Origin of the sequence: Aliiroseovarius sp. S1123 (assembly GCF_023015885.1) — a bacterium.
Classification (GTDB): domain Bacteria; phylum Pseudomonadota; class Alphaproteobacteria; order Rhodobacterales; family Rhodobacteraceae; genus Aliiroseovarius.
Genome location: NZ_JALKBE010000002.1, coordinates 107,903 through 125,439 on the forward strand (window position 1 = coordinate 107,903; position 17,537 = coordinate 125,439).

At 60.7% G+C, this 17,537-nt stretch carries 15 protein-coding genes; 10 read left to right on the forward strand and 5 right to left on the reverse strand.

Going from position 1 to position 17,537, the window contains the following annotated elements:
* Positions 1–88: 88 nt before the first annotated feature.
* Genes zwf through pgi form a run of 3 tightly spaced genes read left to right on the forward strand, consistent with a single transcriptional unit; the run spans position 89 to position 3,856 of the window.
* The gene (zwf, locus tag MWU53_RS03950; protein ID WP_247090705.1) at positions 89–1,543 is read left to right on the forward strand and encodes a glucose-6-phosphate dehydrogenase; all 1,455 of its coding nucleotides are present in this window, start codon (positions 89–91) and stop codon (positions 1,541–1,543) included.
* Positions 1,540–2,214, forward strand: coding sequence for a 6-phosphogluconolactonase (gene pgl / locus MWU53_RS03955; protein ID WP_247090707.1), 675 nt, complete (start codon positions 1,540–1,542; stop codon positions 2,212–2,214). Before zwf ends, pgl begins: the two co-directional genes overlap by 4 nt.
* 31 nt (positions 2,215–2,245) lie before the next feature.
* Complete coding sequence (pgi, locus tag MWU53_RS03960) at positions 2,246–3,856, forward strand: glucose-6-phosphate isomerase (protein WP_247090709.1); 1,611 nt, start codon at positions 2,246–2,248, stop codon at positions 3,854–3,856.
* Positions 3,857–3,888: 32 nt separating this feature from the next.
* On the opposite strand, the gene MWU53_RS03965 is transcribed toward pgi, so the two are convergent.
* Both MWU53_RS03965 and MWU53_RS03970 read right to left on the reverse strand, forming a co-directional pair.
* Complete coding sequence (locus MWU53_RS03965) at positions 3,889–4,854, reverse strand: alpha/beta hydrolase (protein WP_247090710.1); 966 nt, start codon at positions 4,852–4,854, stop codon at positions 3,889–3,891.
* Positions 4,855–4,885: 31 nt separating this feature from the next.
* Positions 4,886–5,176, reverse strand: a complete 291-nt coding sequence (locus tag MWU53_RS03970; protein WP_133488695.1) for an SCP2 sterol-binding domain-containing protein — start codon at positions 5,174–5,176, stop codon at positions 4,886–4,888.
* A gap of 185 nt (positions 5,177–5,361) precedes the next feature.
* Here MWU53_RS03970 and MWU53_RS03975 point away from each other — a divergent pair, with 185 nt between their 5' ends.
* The 5 genes from MWU53_RS03975 to MWU53_RS03995 all read left to right on the forward strand — a co-directional run bounded on the left by MWU53_RS03975 (position 5,362) and on the right by MWU53_RS03995 (position 10,338).
* A complete protein-coding gene (locus tag MWU53_RS03975; protein WP_247090713.1) occupies positions 5,362–5,916 on the forward strand; it encodes a tetratricopeptide repeat protein in 555 nt (184 codons plus the stop codon).
* Between the two features lie 37 nt (positions 5,917–5,953).
* Positions 5,954–8,734: a helicase-related protein gene (locus MWU53_RS03980; protein ID WP_247090715.1), complete on the forward strand. Its 2,781-nt coding sequence runs from the start codon at positions 5,954–5,956 to the stop codon at positions 8,732–8,734.
* 6 nt (positions 8,735–8,740) lie between these two features.
* Positions 8,741–9,169, forward strand: coding sequence for an RNA-binding S4 domain-containing protein (locus MWU53_RS03985; protein WP_247090717.1), 429 nt, complete (start codon positions 8,741–8,743; stop codon positions 9,167–9,169).
* Between the two features lie 49 nt (positions 9,170–9,218).
* On the forward strand, positions 9,219–9,554 hold the full coding sequence (gene fdxA, locus MWU53_RS03990; RefSeq protein WP_247090719.1) for a ferredoxin FdxA: 336 nt from the start codon (positions 9,219–9,221) through the stop codon (positions 9,552–9,554).
* Between the two features lie 277 nt (positions 9,555–9,831).
* Positions 9,832–10,338, forward strand: coding sequence for a CarD family transcriptional regulator (locus MWU53_RS03995; RefSeq protein WP_247090721.1), 507 nt, complete (start codon positions 9,832–9,834; stop codon positions 10,336–10,338).
* A 53-nt stretch (positions 10,339–10,391) separates the two neighbouring features.
* Here MWU53_RS03995 and cobS read toward each other — a convergent pair whose 3' ends face one another.
* Positions 10,392–11,168 (reverse strand): adenosylcobinamide-GDP ribazoletransferase, encoded by a 777-nt coding sequence (gene cobS / locus MWU53_RS04000; protein ID WP_247090723.1) that lies wholly within the window; start codon positions 11,166–11,168, stop codon positions 10,392–10,394.
* Positions 11,169–11,249: 81 nt separating this feature from the next.
* Between cobS and cobT the strand changes: the two genes are divergently transcribed.
* Positions 11,250–12,269 carry a nicotinate-nucleotide--dimethylbenzimidazole phosphoribosyltransferase gene (cobT, locus tag MWU53_RS04005; RefSeq protein WP_247090725.1) on the forward strand — a complete coding sequence of 340 codons (1,020 nt, stop codon included), beginning with the start codon at positions 11,250–11,252 and terminating at the stop codon, positions 12,267–12,269.
* An 82-nt stretch (positions 12,270–12,351) separates the two neighbouring features.
* On the opposite strand, the gene MWU53_RS04010 is transcribed toward cobT, so the two are convergent.
* Complete coding sequence (locus MWU53_RS04010) at positions 12,352–15,126, reverse strand: hypothetical protein (RefSeq protein WP_247090727.1); 2,775 nt, start codon at positions 15,124–15,126, stop codon at positions 12,352–12,354.
* Positions 15,127–15,299: 173 nt separating this feature from the next.
* Between MWU53_RS04010 and MWU53_RS04015 the strand changes: the two genes are divergently transcribed.
* Positions 15,300–15,992 (forward strand): SIMPL domain-containing protein, encoded by a 693-nt coding sequence (locus tag MWU53_RS04015; protein WP_247090729.1) that lies wholly within the window; start codon positions 15,300–15,302, stop codon positions 15,990–15,992.
* Between the two features lie 74 nt (positions 15,993–16,066).
* Here MWU53_RS04015 and MWU53_RS04020 read toward each other — a convergent pair whose 3' ends face one another.
* Positions 16,067–17,359 (reverse strand): O-acetylhomoserine aminocarboxypropyltransferase/cysteine synthase family protein, encoded by a 1,293-nt coding sequence (locus tag MWU53_RS04020; RefSeq protein ID WP_247090731.1) that lies wholly within the window; start codon positions 17,357–17,359, stop codon positions 16,067–16,069.
* Positions 17,360–17,537: the final 178 nt, after the last annotated feature.

The following is a 17,537-nucleotide window of genomic DNA, read 5'->3' on the forward strand; positions in this document are numbered from 1 at the left end:
CCCGCGATAAGGATGCTAGACTTATGCGCATGAAGCGGTTAGAAGGCCGTGAGTGAAAAAGTTAGCGCTAACATAACTGGAGTTCCTGATGGTCTCGCGTGTCATTCCGGTCGATCCTTTTGATCTGGTGATTTTTGGGGGTACAGGCGATCTGTCGCGTCGCAAAATCCTGCCCGGCCTCTATCGGCGCTTCCGCGATGGGCAGATGCCCGAAGGCGCGCGCATCATCGGGGCAGCGCGCAGTGAAATGGACGACGAAGGCTTCCGCGATTTCGTGGAAGAGGCCGTGCGCAACTTCGTCTCAAAGCGCAAATGCGATCCGGACACGTTGGCAGCATTTCGCGAGACGCTGTATTATGTGCAAGTGGATGCTCTGGGCGATGACGGCTGGGCTGAACTGAAGGCCAAAAGCCGTCCAGATCGGGTACAGGCATTCTACTTTTCGGTCGGGCCCAGCCTGTTCGGGCCGATTGCCGAACGCCTTCATACCAAAGGGATTGCCGGGCCTGAAGCGCGGATCGTAGTAGAAAAACCCTTTGGGCATGACATCGAAACGGCCCGCGCGCTGAACGCCACGCTGGCCGCGCATTTCGACGAAAGCCAGATTTACCGCATCGACCACTATCTTGGAAAAGAGACGGTGCAAAACCTGATGGCGCTGCGGTTCGGCAATATGCTGTTCGAGCCGCTTTGGAACGCGCAATACGTGGATCACATCCAGATCACCGTGGCCGAAACCGTCGGCGTTGAAGGGCGGGGTGGGTATTATGACAAATCGGGCGCGATGCGCGACATGGTGCAAAACCACTTGATGCAGCTTCTGTGCCTGACAGCGATGGAGCCGCCCTCGAAGTTCGATTCCGATGCGGTGCGAGATGAAAAGCTGAAGATCATTCGCGCGTTGGATCCCGTGGCACCGGAAGACATGGTGCGTGGTCAGTATGCAGCGGATGGTGACGTGGCGTCCTATCTGGCTGACGCGGAAACCGATAGCAGCGATACGGAAAGCTTCATTGCGATGAAGCTGCACATCTCGAACTGGCGCTGGAACGGCACGCCGTTTTACCTGCGCACAGGCAAGCGTCTGAAGGCACGGATGTCCGAGATTGTCGTGCGCTTCAAGGAACCACCGCACTCGATCTTCGAGGCTGACACTGGCCAATCCGCGAACGAGCTGTCCATCCGCCTGCAGCCCAATGAAGGCATGGACCTGAAAGTCACGATCAAAGAGCCGGGGCCGGGTGGAATGCGCCTGATTGATGTGCCGTTGGATATGACCTTTGCCGATGCTTTGGGCGAGGAAATTGCTGATTCCCCAGATGCTTACGAGCGGTTGATCATGGATGTGATCCGCGGCAATCAGACGCTATTCATGCGCGGGGACGAGGTTGAGGCTGCATGGGCCTGGACGGACCCCATTATCGAAGATTGGGAGCGTCGGCGCGACAAGCCCGCACTCTACGAGCCGTTCTCGACCGGACCGGAGGAGGCGCTTATGCTGTTGCATAAAGATGGCCGTCGCTGGAGGGAGATTCGCGAATGAACCTGATTGAGTATGCAGATCGCGACATGATGATGCTGGATCTGGCCGACATGCTGGCGTCCGAGCTGACCCAAATGCTGGATCATGAAGAGCGCGCATCGTTGGCGGTGCCGGGTGGAACGACACCCGGCCCGGTCTTTGATGCGCTCAGCGCGGTCAATCTGGATTGGGCGCGCGTGGACGTTTTGCTGACGGATGAACGCTGGGTGCCGGAAAGCAGCCCGCGGTCCAACACGGCGCTTCTGCGGTCGCGCCTGCTGGTGGGACACGCTGCCAAGGCCAATCTGGTGCCGCTCTATGCAGATCACCCTCGACCAGAAGACGCCTTACCGATGCTGTCGCGCGGGATCGAGTCGATTACGCCAATTTCGGTTGTGCTGTTGGGCATGGGCGAAGACATGCACACGGCCAGCCTGTTTCCAGGCGCCGATCATCTGGACGAAGCCTTGTCTCGCCACGCCCCACCCTTGCTGCCAATGCGCGCGCCCGGTGCGGATGAACCGCGCGTGACGCTGACTGCGCCGATTTTGAATGGGGCTATGTCGAAACACCTGTTGATCCTTGGCGCGGCGAAGCGCGATGCGCTGAACAAGGCGATGTCCGAGAAACACGTCCGTCGCGCACCAGTGAAAGCAGTGATGTCAGACATGACGGTGCACTGGGCGGAATAAACGCGGGCGAAGGCCTGCTCCGGGGATTATTATGACCATTGATAAGCTGATTGCGCATAAAGATACTTTAGCCAACACACGTCTGAGCGCACTCTTTGACGCCGATACCAATAGGGCCGAGCGGTATAGTTCCGAGGCCGCAGGCCTATATTTCGACTGGTCGAAAACCGGGTTGGATGATCGGGCGGTTGAGCTGCTTCTGTCCTTTGCGGACGCGGCAGAGGTGGCCGCGCGGCGCGATCAGATGTTCGGTGGCGATAAGATAAACGACACCGAGGGCCGTGCGGTTCTACACACGGCGCTGCGCGCGGGTCCTGATGCTGAAATCCGGGTGGATGGTGATGACGTCATGCCCGGCGTCCGCGAGACGCTTGCCAGGATGCGGGATTTCGCGACACGCCTGCGCGCGGGTCAGATCCGCGCGCCCGGGGGCGGGCGCTTTCGTGATGTGGTGAATATCGGCATTGGCGGATCGGATCTTGGTCCGGCGATGGCCGCGCTGGCGCTGTCACCCTATCACGATGGGCCGAGGGTGCATTTCGTGTCCAACGTGGATGGGGCGCAGATCGCAGATGTCTTGCGTGGGCTGAACCCGGCGGAAACGCTGATCATGGTGGCCTCGAAGACCTTCACCACCATTGAAACCATGACCAACGCGGCAACGGCCCGCGACTGGCTGCTACGCGACGTGCCTGCGGATGCGGTTGGTCTGCATTTCGCCGCGCTGTCCTCGAACCTTGAAAAAACGGCCGAGTGGGGCATCGCTGACGAACGTGTCTTTGGGTTCGAGGATTGGGTTGGCGGGCGCTATTCCATGTGGGGGCCGATTGGCCTGTCTTTGATGATTGCCATTGGCGCTGACAGGTTCGATCAGATGCTGTCCGGCGCGCGGGCGATGGATCAGCATTTTCAGACCGCCAAAGGCCGCGCGAACATGCCGCTGATGCTGGCTTTGGTCGGGTTCTGGCACCGTCAGGTCTGCGGCCATGCGACCCGCGCAGTTTTGCCGTACGAACAGCGCCTAGCGCGTCTGCCCGCCTATCTTCAACAGCTAGAGATGGAGAGCAACGGCAAGCGCGTGGCGTTGGACGGGACTACGCTGGATCTACCTTCTGGCCCCGTGGTCTGGGGCGAGCCGGGCACCAATGGCCAGCACGCTTTTTATCAGCTGATCCATCAGGGTACCGACATCATCCCCTGCGAGTTCATGGTCGGGGCAGAGGGGCACGAGCCCCAATTGGCGCACCAGCATCAGCTGTTGGTGGCCAACTGTCTGGCGCAGTCGCAGGCCCTGATGACAGGCCGCAGCTTGTCCGAAGCGCGCGCGTTGATGCAGGCGAAAGGCTTCGAAGGGGACGAGTTGGAGCGTCAGGCATCCCACCGTGTGTTCCCCGGAAATCGCCCCTCGACCACGTTGCTCTATCCCAAGCTGACACCAGAGGTGCTCGGCGCGATTGTCGCGCTCTATGAACACCGCGTTTTCGTGGAGGGGGTGCTTCTTGGCATCAATTCGTTCGACCAGTGGGGCGTTGAGTTGGGTAAAGAACTGGCCGTCGCCTTGGCCCCGGTGCTAAGCGGTGATGGTCCTGCGAATGCCTTGGATGGATCAACGCGCGCTCTGATCAAGAGGTTGGGTGAATAGCGACCAATAAGTCCTTGGAAAGCATGCGCTAATCAGGCTGCGCTTGCGTTCCCATTGGTGTGGGCCAGCAGGTGAATCGCGTCATAGACCTGCGCCCGGATCTGTTCGGCCTCCATCAGCACTTCGTGTTCGCATCCGTGCATGACATTCAACCGACCGTCGCGCCACCGTCCCATCAATTCGTGGATCGGTTCCGATTCCACAATGCGCTCTTGTGTGCCAAGGAAAGTCACGGTTTGTGTGCTGGGTGCGGGCAGTTTCATCAGCTCTGTGGTTTCGCGCAGGGCAGCATAGAGCCAGCCCGCGGTGGGGCCGCCCAAAGTCAACTCGGGACGCGCGCTGGCTTGCAGTTGCATCAGCGCGTACATCTCGGGATCGGTGGTCAGCATGTTGTCTTCAAACGGCTGAATATCGACATAGGTTTTGCGCGCGGTGCCGGGGGTCAGCATCAGTTTCCACGGGGTCTGATGCAGCGCCCATGACACGCCCCAAGCGATGGGACGCAGGGCCGAGGCGATGGTGATCCCCCACATGGGCGCCGAGAAACAGGCGCCTTTCACGTCCAGCCCCTCGTGCAGCGACCGCAATCCGATGCAGCCGCCCATGGAATGCCCTACAAGAACGAAGGGGCGGGGCAGGTCCAGCTCGATGGCCAGTGCCATCATGGCGGCCACATCAAGCTGATATTCCGAGAAATGCCCCACATGGCCCAGCAGACGGTCTTGATCAGCGCGATCCGACAGGCCTTGCCCCCGCCAATCGATGCTAAGCGTTGCAAATCCGCGGTCCGCCAGTTCGGCGGCGATCAGGCCGTATTTCTCGATATATTCGGTGCGACCGGGGAACAGCAGGACCGTCCCGGCAGGGGTGGCTGTTTGGGCTGCAGGCCACAGCCCAAGTCGGATCCGCACACCATCCGACGTCTCACGCCAAAAGGCCCGCCCTTCGGCGGGTCCTTGTGCGATATCGTAGAACAAAGGGGCGTCAGAAGTGGTCATTCCGCAGATCCTTGCCGAATATCCGTGTGTTTTAGGCCAGAACAGCGCCAAGCTGCATGGCAAGACCCATGTTGCCGTCCACTGCCAGCTTTCCGGTCATGAAGGCGGTGGTCGGGTTCAGGTCGCCCGACAACATGTCCTGAAAGACGTCTGCATCGGCCGTCAGGGTCACGTCAGCGTCATCGTCGCCCGCGCGCACGCCGTCAGCGTCGATGATGATACCACCTTCGCCGTTGATCACAAACTTGGCGGTGCCGCCGTCAAATCCGCCGCCGACTTTATCGCTCAGTGCGGCCACTGCCGTGTTGATTACGTCGCTCAATTCTAGTCCTCCAATAATAGCCCGATGGGCATGGGTGTCTCGAGCATGCTAGATCAAAGTTTCCGTGCACGTAAACCGGTTTTCGTGCAGTCGACGCAAGGGAACTTGAAGTTTCCACCTGCGATGCGTGCGGGACACACGCGAATGTGCCTGTTCTAGAAGAATTTTGCGCGCTAACATTCCTTATGCGCATATTTTCGCTGATCTTGCTGTTTGCCGTGTTGGTCGGGGTCGTCCCGCCCGGCGTAGCAGTTGCGCAAGATCGCCATGATCAGCTGGACACCCTGTTTTCAGAGCTTCAAACCGCCGATGACAGCAATTGGCAAGCGCTGGAAAGCGAGATCTGGGAGCTTTGGTCCCGATCTGGCTCGGATGCGATGGATCTTTTGCTGTGGCGCGGTCAGTCTGCGATTGAGAGCGGAGATCTGGAACGTGCGATTGACCACCTCTCAGCGCTGACCGACCATGCGCCGGAGTTTGCCGAGGGGTGGAATGCCCGTGCGACAGCCTTCTACCTGTCCGGAGAGCTGGGCCTGTCCCTGAATGACATCGCGCAAACCCTGTCACTGGAGCCGCGCCATTTCGGGGCATTGACGGGGTTGGGATTGATCCTTGAAGAGCTCGGGAATGAGGCCCGCGCGTTAGAAGCTTATCGCCACGCCCTTGCTATACATCCGCACAGTGACGACATAAAAGGCGCCGTGGCCCGTTTGGAACAGAAACGGGCGAAGGATATTTGATCGTCCTGTCAGGACGGTGGCGTCGAAAGGGCAGAGCATGGTTTCCGACAGCGCGCGAGGTGGCCCACGGATTACTGCCGTTCTGGGTCCAACCAACACTGGCAAAACGCATTACGCGCTCGAGCGTATGTTGGGCTATCGCTCTGGTGTGATTGGCCTGCCGCTGCGCCTTCTGGCGCGCGAGGTCTATGACAAGCTGGTCAGCTTGCGCGGTCCCAACGCGGTGGCGCTGGTCACCGGTGAGGAACGTATCGTCCCCGACCGCGCCCAATATTGGGTCGCCACGGTCGAGGCGATGCCGCTGGGGCTGGGTGCTGATTTTGTCGCCATTGACGAAATCCAGCTCTGTACGGATGCCGAACGTGGTCACGTCTTCACCGACCGCCTTCTGCATATGCGCGGCACGCAGGAAACCCTGTTCATGGGGGCGGACACGATGCGCCCGGTGATTGCCGGGCTGATCCCGGATGTGCAGTTCCTGCGGCGCGAGCGATTCTCAGAGCTCATCCACGCCGGATCGAAGAAGCTCAGCCGGATGCCGGGGCGGTCGGCCATCGTGGGCTTCTCGGTCGATAACCTCTATGCGATTGCGGAACTGATGCGCCGTCAGAAGGGCGGGGTGGCCGTGGTGATGGGGGCGCTGTCCCCTCGGACACGGAATGCGCAGGTCGAGATGTATCAGAATGGCGACGTGGACTATCTGGTCGCCACCGACGCCATTGGTATGGGGCTGAACCTTGATATTGACCACGTGGCGTTCTCGGCGCTGACCAAGTTCGACGGCCACCGGATGCGGCCGCTTCTGCCCAGCGAGCTGGCGCAGATCGCCGGTCGGGCAGGGCGGCATATGAACCACGGCTCTTTCGGGGTGACGGGCGAAGCCCCGCTGATGTCTGATGAGGTCGCGGATGCGATCTGTTCGCACCAGTTCGCCCCTGACAAGAAGCTTTTTTGGCGCAACCGCGATCTGTCCTTTGGCACGATCTCGGCGCTGATCCGGTCGCTGGAAGCGCCGACCGGCAATGATTGGCTGACCCGCGGGCGGGATGCTGACGACGTTATGGCGCTTAAGCTGCTGGCCAAGGATGACGAAGTAGCCGCGCGCGCCAGCGATGGGCGGTCTGTGTCGCTGCTGTGGGAGCTTTGCCAGCTGCCAGATTTCCGCGGGATTAGTCACGGCGAACACGCAGGGCTGATCACGCAACTTTTCAACGACATCCACCAGCATGGTCGTGTCAAACGCGACTGGTTTGCGCGGCAGGTCAAGCGCATTGACCGCACGGATGGGGACATTGACGCGCTGTCCAAGCGCTTGGCCTATATCCGCACATGGACCTATGTGGCGCAACGCCGCGACTGGTTGGATGATGTTAGCCATTGGCGCGGCGAGACTCGTGCTGTAGAAGATCGCCTGTCGGATGCGTTACACGCGCGTCTGACCCAAAGATTTGTTGACCGGCGCACAAGCGTTTTGCTGCGCCGGTTGAAGCAGAAGGAGAGCCTTGTGGCTGACGTGAACGATAAAGGTGAAGTGACGGTAGAAGGCCAGTTTGTTGGCCGATTGGAGGGGTTCCGGTTTAGCCAGGATACCGCCCAGACACCGGAAGAAGCCAAAACCCTGCGGGCAGCAAGCCTGAAGGCCTTGGCGCCAGAATTTCACCTGCGGGCAGACCGTTTTTATAACGCGCCCGACACCGAGATGGACTTCACCGAACAAGGTGGCCTGATGTGGGGCGAGCTTGCCGTGGGCAAGCTGGTCAAAGGTGATGACGTGGCCAAGCCGCGCGTGCAGGCCTTTGTTGATGACGAGGCCGGATCGGATGTGGCTGAGAAAGTCACCCGCCGTCTGCAGCACTTCATCGACCGCAAGGTGCAGGCACTGTTCGAGCCGCTGGCCACCATCGAGAAAGACGAGACGCTGACCGGCATGGCTCGTGGCTTTGGCTTCCGCATGATCGAGAATCTGGGCATCATCCCGCGCGATCAGGTTGCCGGCGAGGTCAAGGATCTGGACCAAGACGCCCGTGGCGCGTTGCGCAAGCACGGTGTGCGTTTTGGTCAGTTTACCATCTTCATGCCGCTTCTGCTGAAGCCTGCGCCGACTCGTTTGCGTCTGGTACTGGACAGCTTGTGGAAAGGTCTGGACGAGTTCCCTGAAAGCCCGCCCCCCGGTCTGGTGACGATTCCCGTGATCGAGGGCGTGGATCACTCGGCCTATCTGCTGTCGGGCTATCGCCCAGCAGGCGCCCGTGCCATCCGCATCGACATGCTAGAGCGTCTGGCGGACCAGCTGCGCGTGGAAGACAGCCGTGGCGGCTTTGAAGCCAAGGCTGATATGCTGTCGATCACCGGCATGACGCTGGAGCAGTTCGCCGATCTGATGCAGGGTCTGGGCTATAAGGCTGAAAAGGGCGAGCGCGAGAAGGTGAAAGCTGTCACCGAGGTTCCGGCTGACGCACCCGCAGAAGCGCCTGCTGCTGAGGAAACACCGGCTGACGCTACACCCGAGGCTTCTGAGGCTCCCGCTGAAGACACCGGTCCCGAAATGGAATCCTTCTTCACCTTCACATGGGGCGGCTTTGGTCGTGCCCGTCAGGGTGGTGGCGGCAAACCGCGTGGCGAACGCGGGCAGGGCAAACCAGGCGGCAAGCCGCGTGGCGACCGCTCGGGTGGTAAGCCCGGTCGAGGGAAGGGCCCCAATAAAGGTCCGCGCGACATGAAGCCGAAAAGCTTCCAGTCCGGTCCGAAAAAGGAAAAGGCCATCGACCCGGATAACCCGTTCGCAGCGGCCCTGATGGGTCTGAAAGACAAAGGCTAAGCCGCGATGGCGGACACACAGGGGAAGGGCAGCTTGCTACCCACCCCGGCAGGACCAAAAATGCGCGTGGACAAGTGGTTGTGGCACGCGCGTTTTTTCAAGACCCGAGGGCTGGCCACCAAACTGGTGACCGCCGGACATCTGCGGGTCAATGGCGACAAGATCGCGAAAGCCTCACATGGAATCACCGCGGGCGATGTTCTGACCTTTCCGCAGGCCAAACAGGTACGTGTTATCCGTATCGCGACGCTGTCAACGCGCCGAGGTCCGGCGCCCGAGGCCCAAGCGCTTTACGAAGACCTTGATCCGCCCTCAAATAGAACGGACAATGTTCTGCAATCGCAAGCATCAGTGCCAAAAACGGTCGGAAAGGGCCGTCCGACTAAGAAAGATCGTCGCATCTTGGATCAAACCCGTAGGACTATGCTTGATTGATCCCGCGTGCTGTCCTAAGTGAGGCCGAGACCAAATTGAAGGTGCCACAATGACCTATGTCGTCCAAGACAACTGCATCGCCTGCAAATACACCGACTGTGTGGAAGTTTGCCCCGTAGACTGCTTCTATGAAGGTGAAAACATGCTGGTCATCCATCCGGACGAATGCATCGACTGTGGTGTGTGTGAACCGGAATGCCCGGCCGACGCCATCCGCGCCGACACCGAGCCGGGAACGGAAAAATGGGTCGAGTTCAACCGCAAGTATTCGGAACTGTGGCCGGTGATCGTCGAGCGCAAAGACCCGCTGCCCGAAGCGGAAGAGCGTGACGGTGAAGATGGCAAGCTCGAGAAATACTTCTCGGAAGCCCCCGCTGAACAGTAAGCCATTCTCCGGTTGGGGTGGGGCTAATCTTGTCGGGCAGAGCGGAAGTTGACCGATCGGTCAATCTTCTGCATTGCAGCGCTTTTCCAAGCCCTGTTTTTGTGGTATACTCATCTTAAATCTTGGGTCGATCATGACGCCCTGTAGCTGAGGCAGGGCGTTTTATTTCGGTGAGTCGTGACATATTGATGGCGGGCTATCGGCACCGCCACCATTTTTGTCTTATCGCGCCAGCCATGACACCCGACTGTAATAACAACGCGAAGGATCGCTAAATATGAGCAAGAAGAAACTGGATTTCCGCCCGAACGAATACGTTGTCTATCCCGCCCATGGCGTTGGACAGATCGTGTCGATCGAAGAGCAGGAAGTTGCAGGGATCGAGCTTGAGCTGTTCGTCATCTCGTTTGAGAAAGACAAGATGACCTTGCGGGTGCCCACCAACAAGGCCACCGAAGTTGGCATGCGCGGACTGTCCAGCCCGGACGAGATCTCGAAGGCGATGACCACCCTGAAAGGCAAGGCCCGTGTGAAGCGCGCCATGTGGTCGCGCCGTGCGCAGGAATATGAACAGAAGATCAACTCGGGCGATCTGATTGCCATCGCCGAGGTTGTGCGCGACCTGCACCGCACCGACGATCAGCGCGAGCAGAGCTATTCCGAGCGTCAGCTCTATGAAGCCGCACTTGAGCGTTTGACCCGCGAAGTGGCTGCCGTAGGTGGCGGGGACGAGTTGGCCGCGCAGAAAAAGGTCTCGGACGTTCTGACCTCGCGCGCTGCATAAGCCAACGCTCTAAGAGTTCCGAAAAGCCGTCTGCCCCACGCAGGCGGCTTTTTCTATGCGATCAGGCTGACCATGACGGCCAGTCCGATGATTTCGCTGATCTGTTGCGAGGCGCCCAGCACGTCGCCGGTTTGCCCACCGATCTTAGCGTTCGCAACGACAGCCAAGGCGAGGGCGCCAAGGCCGATATAGGCCAAAACCGGGAAAAGCGCGTGTGGCATCAGGATCAGCACCACCAGCGCGGTCACGCCACAGGCGATCCAAGCAGTGCGCGCGGGCGGGCGTCCCACTTGGCTGGCCAGTCCCGCGCCGCGCGCGTTGGGTAGGGCAGCCATTAGAAGCACCATGGGAAGGCGACTGCTGACGCCAATGACCACTAGCGCAGTCAGCGCGCCGGGGGCGGTCAGCACAGCGGCAAGGGCCGTCGCACGCAACCCCAGAGACAGCACCAGCGCGATTACCCCATAGGCGCCAATTCGGCTGTCCTTCATGATCTCAAGCCGCCGCGCACGCTCGTACCCGCCCCAAAACCCGTCGGCGACATCAGCCAGGCCGTCCTCGTGCAGGGCACCGGTGACCATGATTTGTCCCAGTAGCGCCAGACAGGCCGCGAACAGGGGCGGAAGGCCGACGGACACGGCACCGACACCAAGTCCCCATCCGATTAACGCAGGCACCGCCCCGGCCAAAGGCCACGCCCAGGCCGACCGCGCCGCCCGCTGGGTCGCCAGCGTTGCATCCACCCGTATCGGTAGACGGGTCAAAAGCCCAATCGCCGCTGGGATATCCGCGGGATGCAGGATCGACGTCGATCTGTCGTGTTTCGTCATATTTGGTCTTTTGCAGTCTGGTTGCAGTTGTCCCCCATCGGTAAAGAGGGTGAGGAAATGAATCAATCAAGGAGTCTCGCCATGTCGCAACAGCCATTCTCGACCCTGGCCGAGTTCAAGGCGCTGCTGGAAGCGGCGAACGGCCCGGATACTGCGGCGATCCAAGCGGCGGAAGAGCGGAACGGCCAGCTGACCAAACCCCCCGGCGCGCTGGGACGTTTGGAAGAACTGGCGATTTGGTTTGCGGGCTGGCAGGGCAATGGACGCCCTGAATTGAAAGCGCCTCAGGTTGTGGTGTTTGCGGGCAATCACGGCGTGACCGCACAGGGCGTGTCCGCCTTTCCGGCGGAAGTGACCGAGCAGATGGTTCTGAACTTCCAACACGGAGGTGCTGCGATCAACCAGCTGTCCAAGGCCGCAGGCGCGCAGATGGATGTGCACGCACTGGATCTTGACCGCCCCACACAGGATTTCACTCAAGGCGCGGCCATGAACGAGGACGAGGTCGTCGCCGCCCTTCTGGTCGGCTGGAACGCGGTCAGCACCGGCGCAGACCTGTTGGTGACCGGCGAAATGGGGATCGGCAACACGACCTCTGCTGCCGCGCTGTTCCTGGCACTTTATGGCGGCGAGGCCGAAGATTGGGTCGGACGCGGAACTGGCGTGGACGATGATGGTCTGGCGCTGAAGGCCCGCGTGATCCGCGAGGGGCTGGCCGCCAACGCATCGGCTTCTGGCAATGGACTGGAAGCACTGCGTTGCTTGGGTGGCCGCGAAGTGGCCGCAATGGCCGGTGCCATGGCGCGTGCGCGCGTTTTGGGTGTTCCGGTGATTATCGACGGCTTCATCTCGACCGCAGCAGCCGCTTGTTTGCATGAAACCGTGCCGGGTGCGTTGGACCATGCGGTTGCAGGCCATGTTTCGGCTGAACTGGCTCATGCCAACGCCTTGGAGCGCATTGGCAAAGAGCCGCTTTTGTCGCTGGGCATGCGGCTTGGCGAAGGATCGGGTGCTGGGGTTGCGATCAACATCCTGAAAGCCGCCATCGCGTGCCACTCGGGTATGGCGACTTTTGCCGAGGCAGGCGTGTCCGACGGCTAATCGCCTTTCCTGATCAAAAACAACGGGCCGAAATGTGAAAGCGTTTCGGCCTTTTTTTATGGGGCTCCAAACTGTCAGAGGGTCAACTGAAGGGCAGAACGTCCAGCGTTACGCTTCGTCCGCCTTTTTGGTAGATCAACTTTGTGGTCGAGATCGAGACCACCTTGCCGCCATCCAACCGGCTTCCTATGCCAACTTTGACATAACGGCCCGAGGGCATGCGGACCAAGGCCCGTCGCGACGAGGCTGGGCCGTAGATCCCGATCAGGCTGATTTTACGCAGGTTGATGGCGTTCTTGATGGTCGCCTGTTTTGCTACCGATGCCCGTGTGGGGATCGACGGACCTGTGGTCTGCGGGGCCACGGCCACACTGCCATCCGACGCCGCGCCATTCGGACGGGATTGCGCCACGATGCGTGAGAAGTTCGAAGGGCGCGCCTTAGGCGCGGTCGAGCGCGACACGGCCAGCGCTGTTGGCGCGATTCCCGCAGCCGCGGCGTTCTCGCCCGACAGGGCCGCTGCAATGGCGTCAGCCTGCGCCTGCGCCTGTTCCTGCGCGGCAGCAAGGATTGCGTCAGGGCGGCCACGCGGGCGCAATTGCGCCAGTTCAGTTCGGGTGCGCCCACCCAGCAGTAGGCGTTCGTTCCCCTCGATAATACCATCAGGGCGCGCGCGCGGGCGGATGGTCGGTGTCGCCTCGACCGCCTCGGTCACACCTTCCGTAGCGTCTTCTATCGTGGCCTCTTCTACCGCGGTCAGGTTTTGCTCAGGCCGCGGGGCGGGGGCAGGGGTCACATCTGGGCGACCCGCGATGACCACTGCACCTTCCGGGGTCAGAACGCCCTCGGGGGTAGCTTGGACCAAGCCGCGCTCATCCAGATTGAACACGGTTCCAAGCGGCGGCGGTGGGGTTGTGTTTGGAAGGGGACCACCCATTTGATCCGCCCGGAAAGGAGTCAGGGCAACCGCGTCATGACCAACCGTTTGCGGATCGATCGAGGCGACATAGAGGTCATCAATTCGTCCCGTGCTGGTGTCGCTCAACGGATCGGGTGCGCGTTGCCAGATCCCGGTTGCTGCATAGCGTGCCTGTGCGGCTTCTTCGGACAGCGGCTCTGGTAATTGGTTATCCAGCACCTCGTCCCCTTCGACAAGCGAGGGGTCGATCAAATTGCTGTCAGCACCGAATACCTCGTCTTCGTCAACATCGGATTGGGCGTTTGTAATGGCGGCTTCAAACTGGTCGATCTGGCTGGAATCGCGCGCGGTCGTCGTATCTGACAGGAACAGCATCGACCAGAGGATCAGAATGCCCAGGAAAACCAGAAGGCCAAGGATAAGGTAGAGCGCCAGAAAACGGGGTTTACCGCCAACCTGCTGGGTTTTGCGGGCGCCGAAAACGGTGAGCGCCTCGGCCTCTTGCGACCAACTGCCCGCGTCGTCCGATGGTGTGGCGTCGCCATCCGTTCCCGGCGGGGGAGCAATGGCTGTGACAACTGGTTTGTTGGACGCTGGCGCGGGCCTGCTGCGGCCTTTGTGCAAAATTTGGCCGCCCAACTGGGTCAGAACAGCGGCGCGGCCGAGTTTCGGATCGGTTTTTGTCTGGGTGTTCTTGCCGGTGGATGCGGACGGTATCTTGCTGGCGGCCTGACGTCCAAGTGCGCTGACATGTCCCGCAGCGGCTGTCAGCCCTGCGGCCCCCTTGCGTGCCGCATTGGACAGTCCGTCCTTGCCACGCTCGGCGACGGCTTTTGCCTTTGCTGGCTTTGGCGGCTCAGGGTCGGTCTCGAATGCTACGGGTGCAGTTACGGGCACGTGGACCGTTGCGGGCGGTGCAGGCGGGATGGCGGGCTTGTTGGTCTCGGGTGCGGGTTCGGACGCGGTCAGGCCAAGGGATAACCGAGGCTCGGCCGGGGCTGGGGTGGGGTCCGTTGGGGTCTTGGCCGGGGCTGCTGGAGCGGCCTCGACCGCTGCATCTGTGGAGCGGCTTGAAGAAAAGCCAATGACGGGCGCCTCGGATTCTTCAGGCTTGGATGCTGGCGCATCGGCGGCGGCCGGGGCCGTTGCCGGCTCTTCCAACGACGCGGGCTCGGGTTTGGATTTTCGCGGCTTTTTAGGTGGGAGCGGCTTCGACGCCTCTTTTTCCTCGGCAGCAGGCATGTCTGGCGTCGGCGGGAAGGGGGCAAGCTCGGGAATATCGCTGGCGGATGTTGGTGCGGGCGGCGGCGGTGCCGCCTCTTCGGGGGGCGTGGCCGGGTCCTCTAAAGTCAGAGGTGCCTCGTCCTCCTTGGCAGTGTTGACATCAATCGACAGCGGTTCGGTATCCAGAAGCTTTGGAACCGGGCGCTTTTCGCGGTCAAGAACCGTCGTACTGTCTTCCAAAGACCCGAAATAAACTTCGCCCGAGAATGCGCCTTTGGGGCGTGCAACAAACCCCAAAGGGTTCATCGCGTGGTCTTGCGCAAAGCCTAATGCTTCGTCCAGCGTAACACGGGCGACAACGGCCACGTGGACCATGGCCTCTTCGCTATCATCTGGCTGCCAGTCAAAAACAAGATCTTCGACCGCATAAGGGGTCAGTCCCTCAAGCCCTTCGCGAATGCGCGCCTCACGTGTGACGGCATCGGGGCCCGGCGCCGTCATTGAGGTGAACAGGATTTGCGTTCCGGGCACGATCAGCTTGGTGGCAAATACACCAGAGCCGAGCGTCGTGGCGATGTCGCGCAATGCCGTCAGAGCCGAGGTCAGGTCGGGATCGTCCAGTGCAACCTTGCCAACAAGCTGCCAACCGTCCTTGCCGCGATGGACAAGACCGATCCCATCGGGATTGAGATCAAGCGCAAAGCTTGGTTTCATACAGCCATGTCCCCTTCGAAAATACCTGGCGTCAGGCACAGCTTTTGCGGCCTTGCAACCGCTGAATACCGGATTGAAACTACAGCAGGAAATTGCTCATGGAAAGGGGGCGTGCGGTCGCGCCCTTGCCAGTGGCGGAAGACAGCGCAATCTGTTGGAAAAAGGAGCTTAAGATGCGGAAACTTTTATCCATTATTGCGATTTCCATTGCCGCAGCAGGTATCGGCCATGCCGAAACGGCGGCGGTTCCGCAACTGACCGTGACCGGTCAGGGCGTAGCGCAGGTCGTGCCGGATATGGCGCGGGTCAGCCTGGGCGTTAGCGAGCGGTCGGACGATGCTGGACAGGCGCTTGATGCTGTTGCCGGGTTGATCGCACGTATGCTGACCAAACTGACCGAAGCCGGCGTCGCCGAGCGTGATATCCAAAGCACGCAGGTCAATCTGTCACCGCAATATGACTATAACCGAAAGAACAATGGTGCGCCGGTTCTGGTTGGTTTCGTGGCCAGCTCGACCCTGTCGGTGAAGGTGCAGGATCTGTCGACACTTGGGGCGATCATGACGGCAGTGACCTCGGTCGGCGCGAACGAGATCCACGGGCTGCAATTTGATGTGAAGGACCGTGCAGGTGCCGAAGACAGTGCCCGTGCACTGGCCGTGAAGGATGCGATGCACCGCGCCACGGTGCTTGCCGAAGCTGCGGGGCTTAAACTGGGGTCTGTCCTGATGATGCAGGAAGGCGGTGCCGCGCCCGGTCGCCCGGTCATGATGGCGATGGAGCGCGCTGCGGCGGACATGCCGATTGCGGCCGGTGAAATGGGCATCAATTCCAGCGTCACGATGGTGTTTGAACTGGTTGAATAAACGGCCCTAAGGCGCTGAAATAAAAAGAACCCCGCCGATTTGGCGGGGTTCTGTGTTTCTTAAAGAATTGTGGCTTACGCCGTCGCTGCCGCCAGCGCCTGATCCAGATCGGCGATGATGTCGGCTGCGTCCTCTGTCCCGATCGAGACACGGACCACGTTGGGCGCGGCGCCCGCCGCAACTTGCTGTTCCTCGTTTAGCTGACGGTGCGTGGTCGAGGCCGAGTGGATGATCAGCGAGCGTGTGTCGCCAAGGTTGGCCACGTGGCTGAACAGTTTCAGGTTGTTGACCAGCTTCACACAAGCCTCGTAGCCGCCTTTCACGCCCACGGTGAACAACGCACCCGGACCTTTCGGGGCAATCGCTTTGGCGCGGTCGTGATAGGGCGACGAGGGCAGACCCGCATAGCTGACGCTTTCGATGCGGTCGTCAGCCTCCAGCCATTCGGCAACCTTCTGGGCATTCTCAACGTGCTTCTGCATGCGCAGAGACAGCGTCTCGATCCCCATGAGCGTATAGTGCGCGCCTTGCGGGTTCATGGTCATGCCCAGATCACGCAGGCCAATGGCGATGCCGTGGAACGTATAGGCCATCGGGCCAAGGGCCGCGCCGAAGGTCAGGCCGTGATAGGCCGGTTCCGGCTGGCTGAACGACGGGAATTTGTCCGAGGCCATCCAGTCGAACTTGCCTGAATCGACCACACAGCCGCCGGTCACGGTACCATTGCCGGTCAGGTATTTGGTGGTCGAGTGTACGACGATGGTCGCGCCCATCTCGATCGGGCGCACCAGATAGGGCGTGGCCGAGGTGTTGTCGACGATCAGCGGGACGCCGGCCTTGTCAGCGACTGCCGCGATGGCCGGGATATCCGTAGGGACGCCCGCCGGGTTCGCGATGCTTTCGCAGAACACGGCGCGGGTGTTGTCGTCGATGGCAGCCTCAACAGCAGCCGGATCGTCGAAGTCCACCAGCTTGGCTTCCCAGCCGAAGCGTTTGAAGGTCTGGGTGAACTGGGTGACGGTACCACCATACAGCTTGTTCGACGCCACGATGTTCAGGCCCGGGCCCATCAGTGGGAACAGCGCCATGATCTGGGCTGCGTGACCCGACGAGCAGCAGAAGCCGCCAGCGCCGCCTTCAAGCGCCACGATCCGGTTGGCCAGCGCGCCAACGGTCGGGTTGGTCAGGCGCGAATAGATATAGCCGACCTCTTCCAGGTTAAACAGACGCGCTGCGTGGTCTGCGTCTTGGAAGACATATGCGGTGGTCTGGTAGATCGGCACCTGACGGGCGCCGGTGGCGGGATCAGGTTCGGTGCCTGCGTGGATCTGCAGCGTGTCAAAGCCCTGTGGGCGTTCGTCGGACATGGGTCTCTCCCTCATTCTTGGTCGCGGGAAGGCTAGGGCATTGCGGCGATGGCATCAACGACCAAGCGGTCTGCTTTGCGCACTATTTTTCCGATCAGGAATGCTGGTCGCGCTGCATCTTCGGGCTGGTCCAATTTCCCAAAATTCGTAAGCTGAGCAAAACACTGTTCCGGAGGCC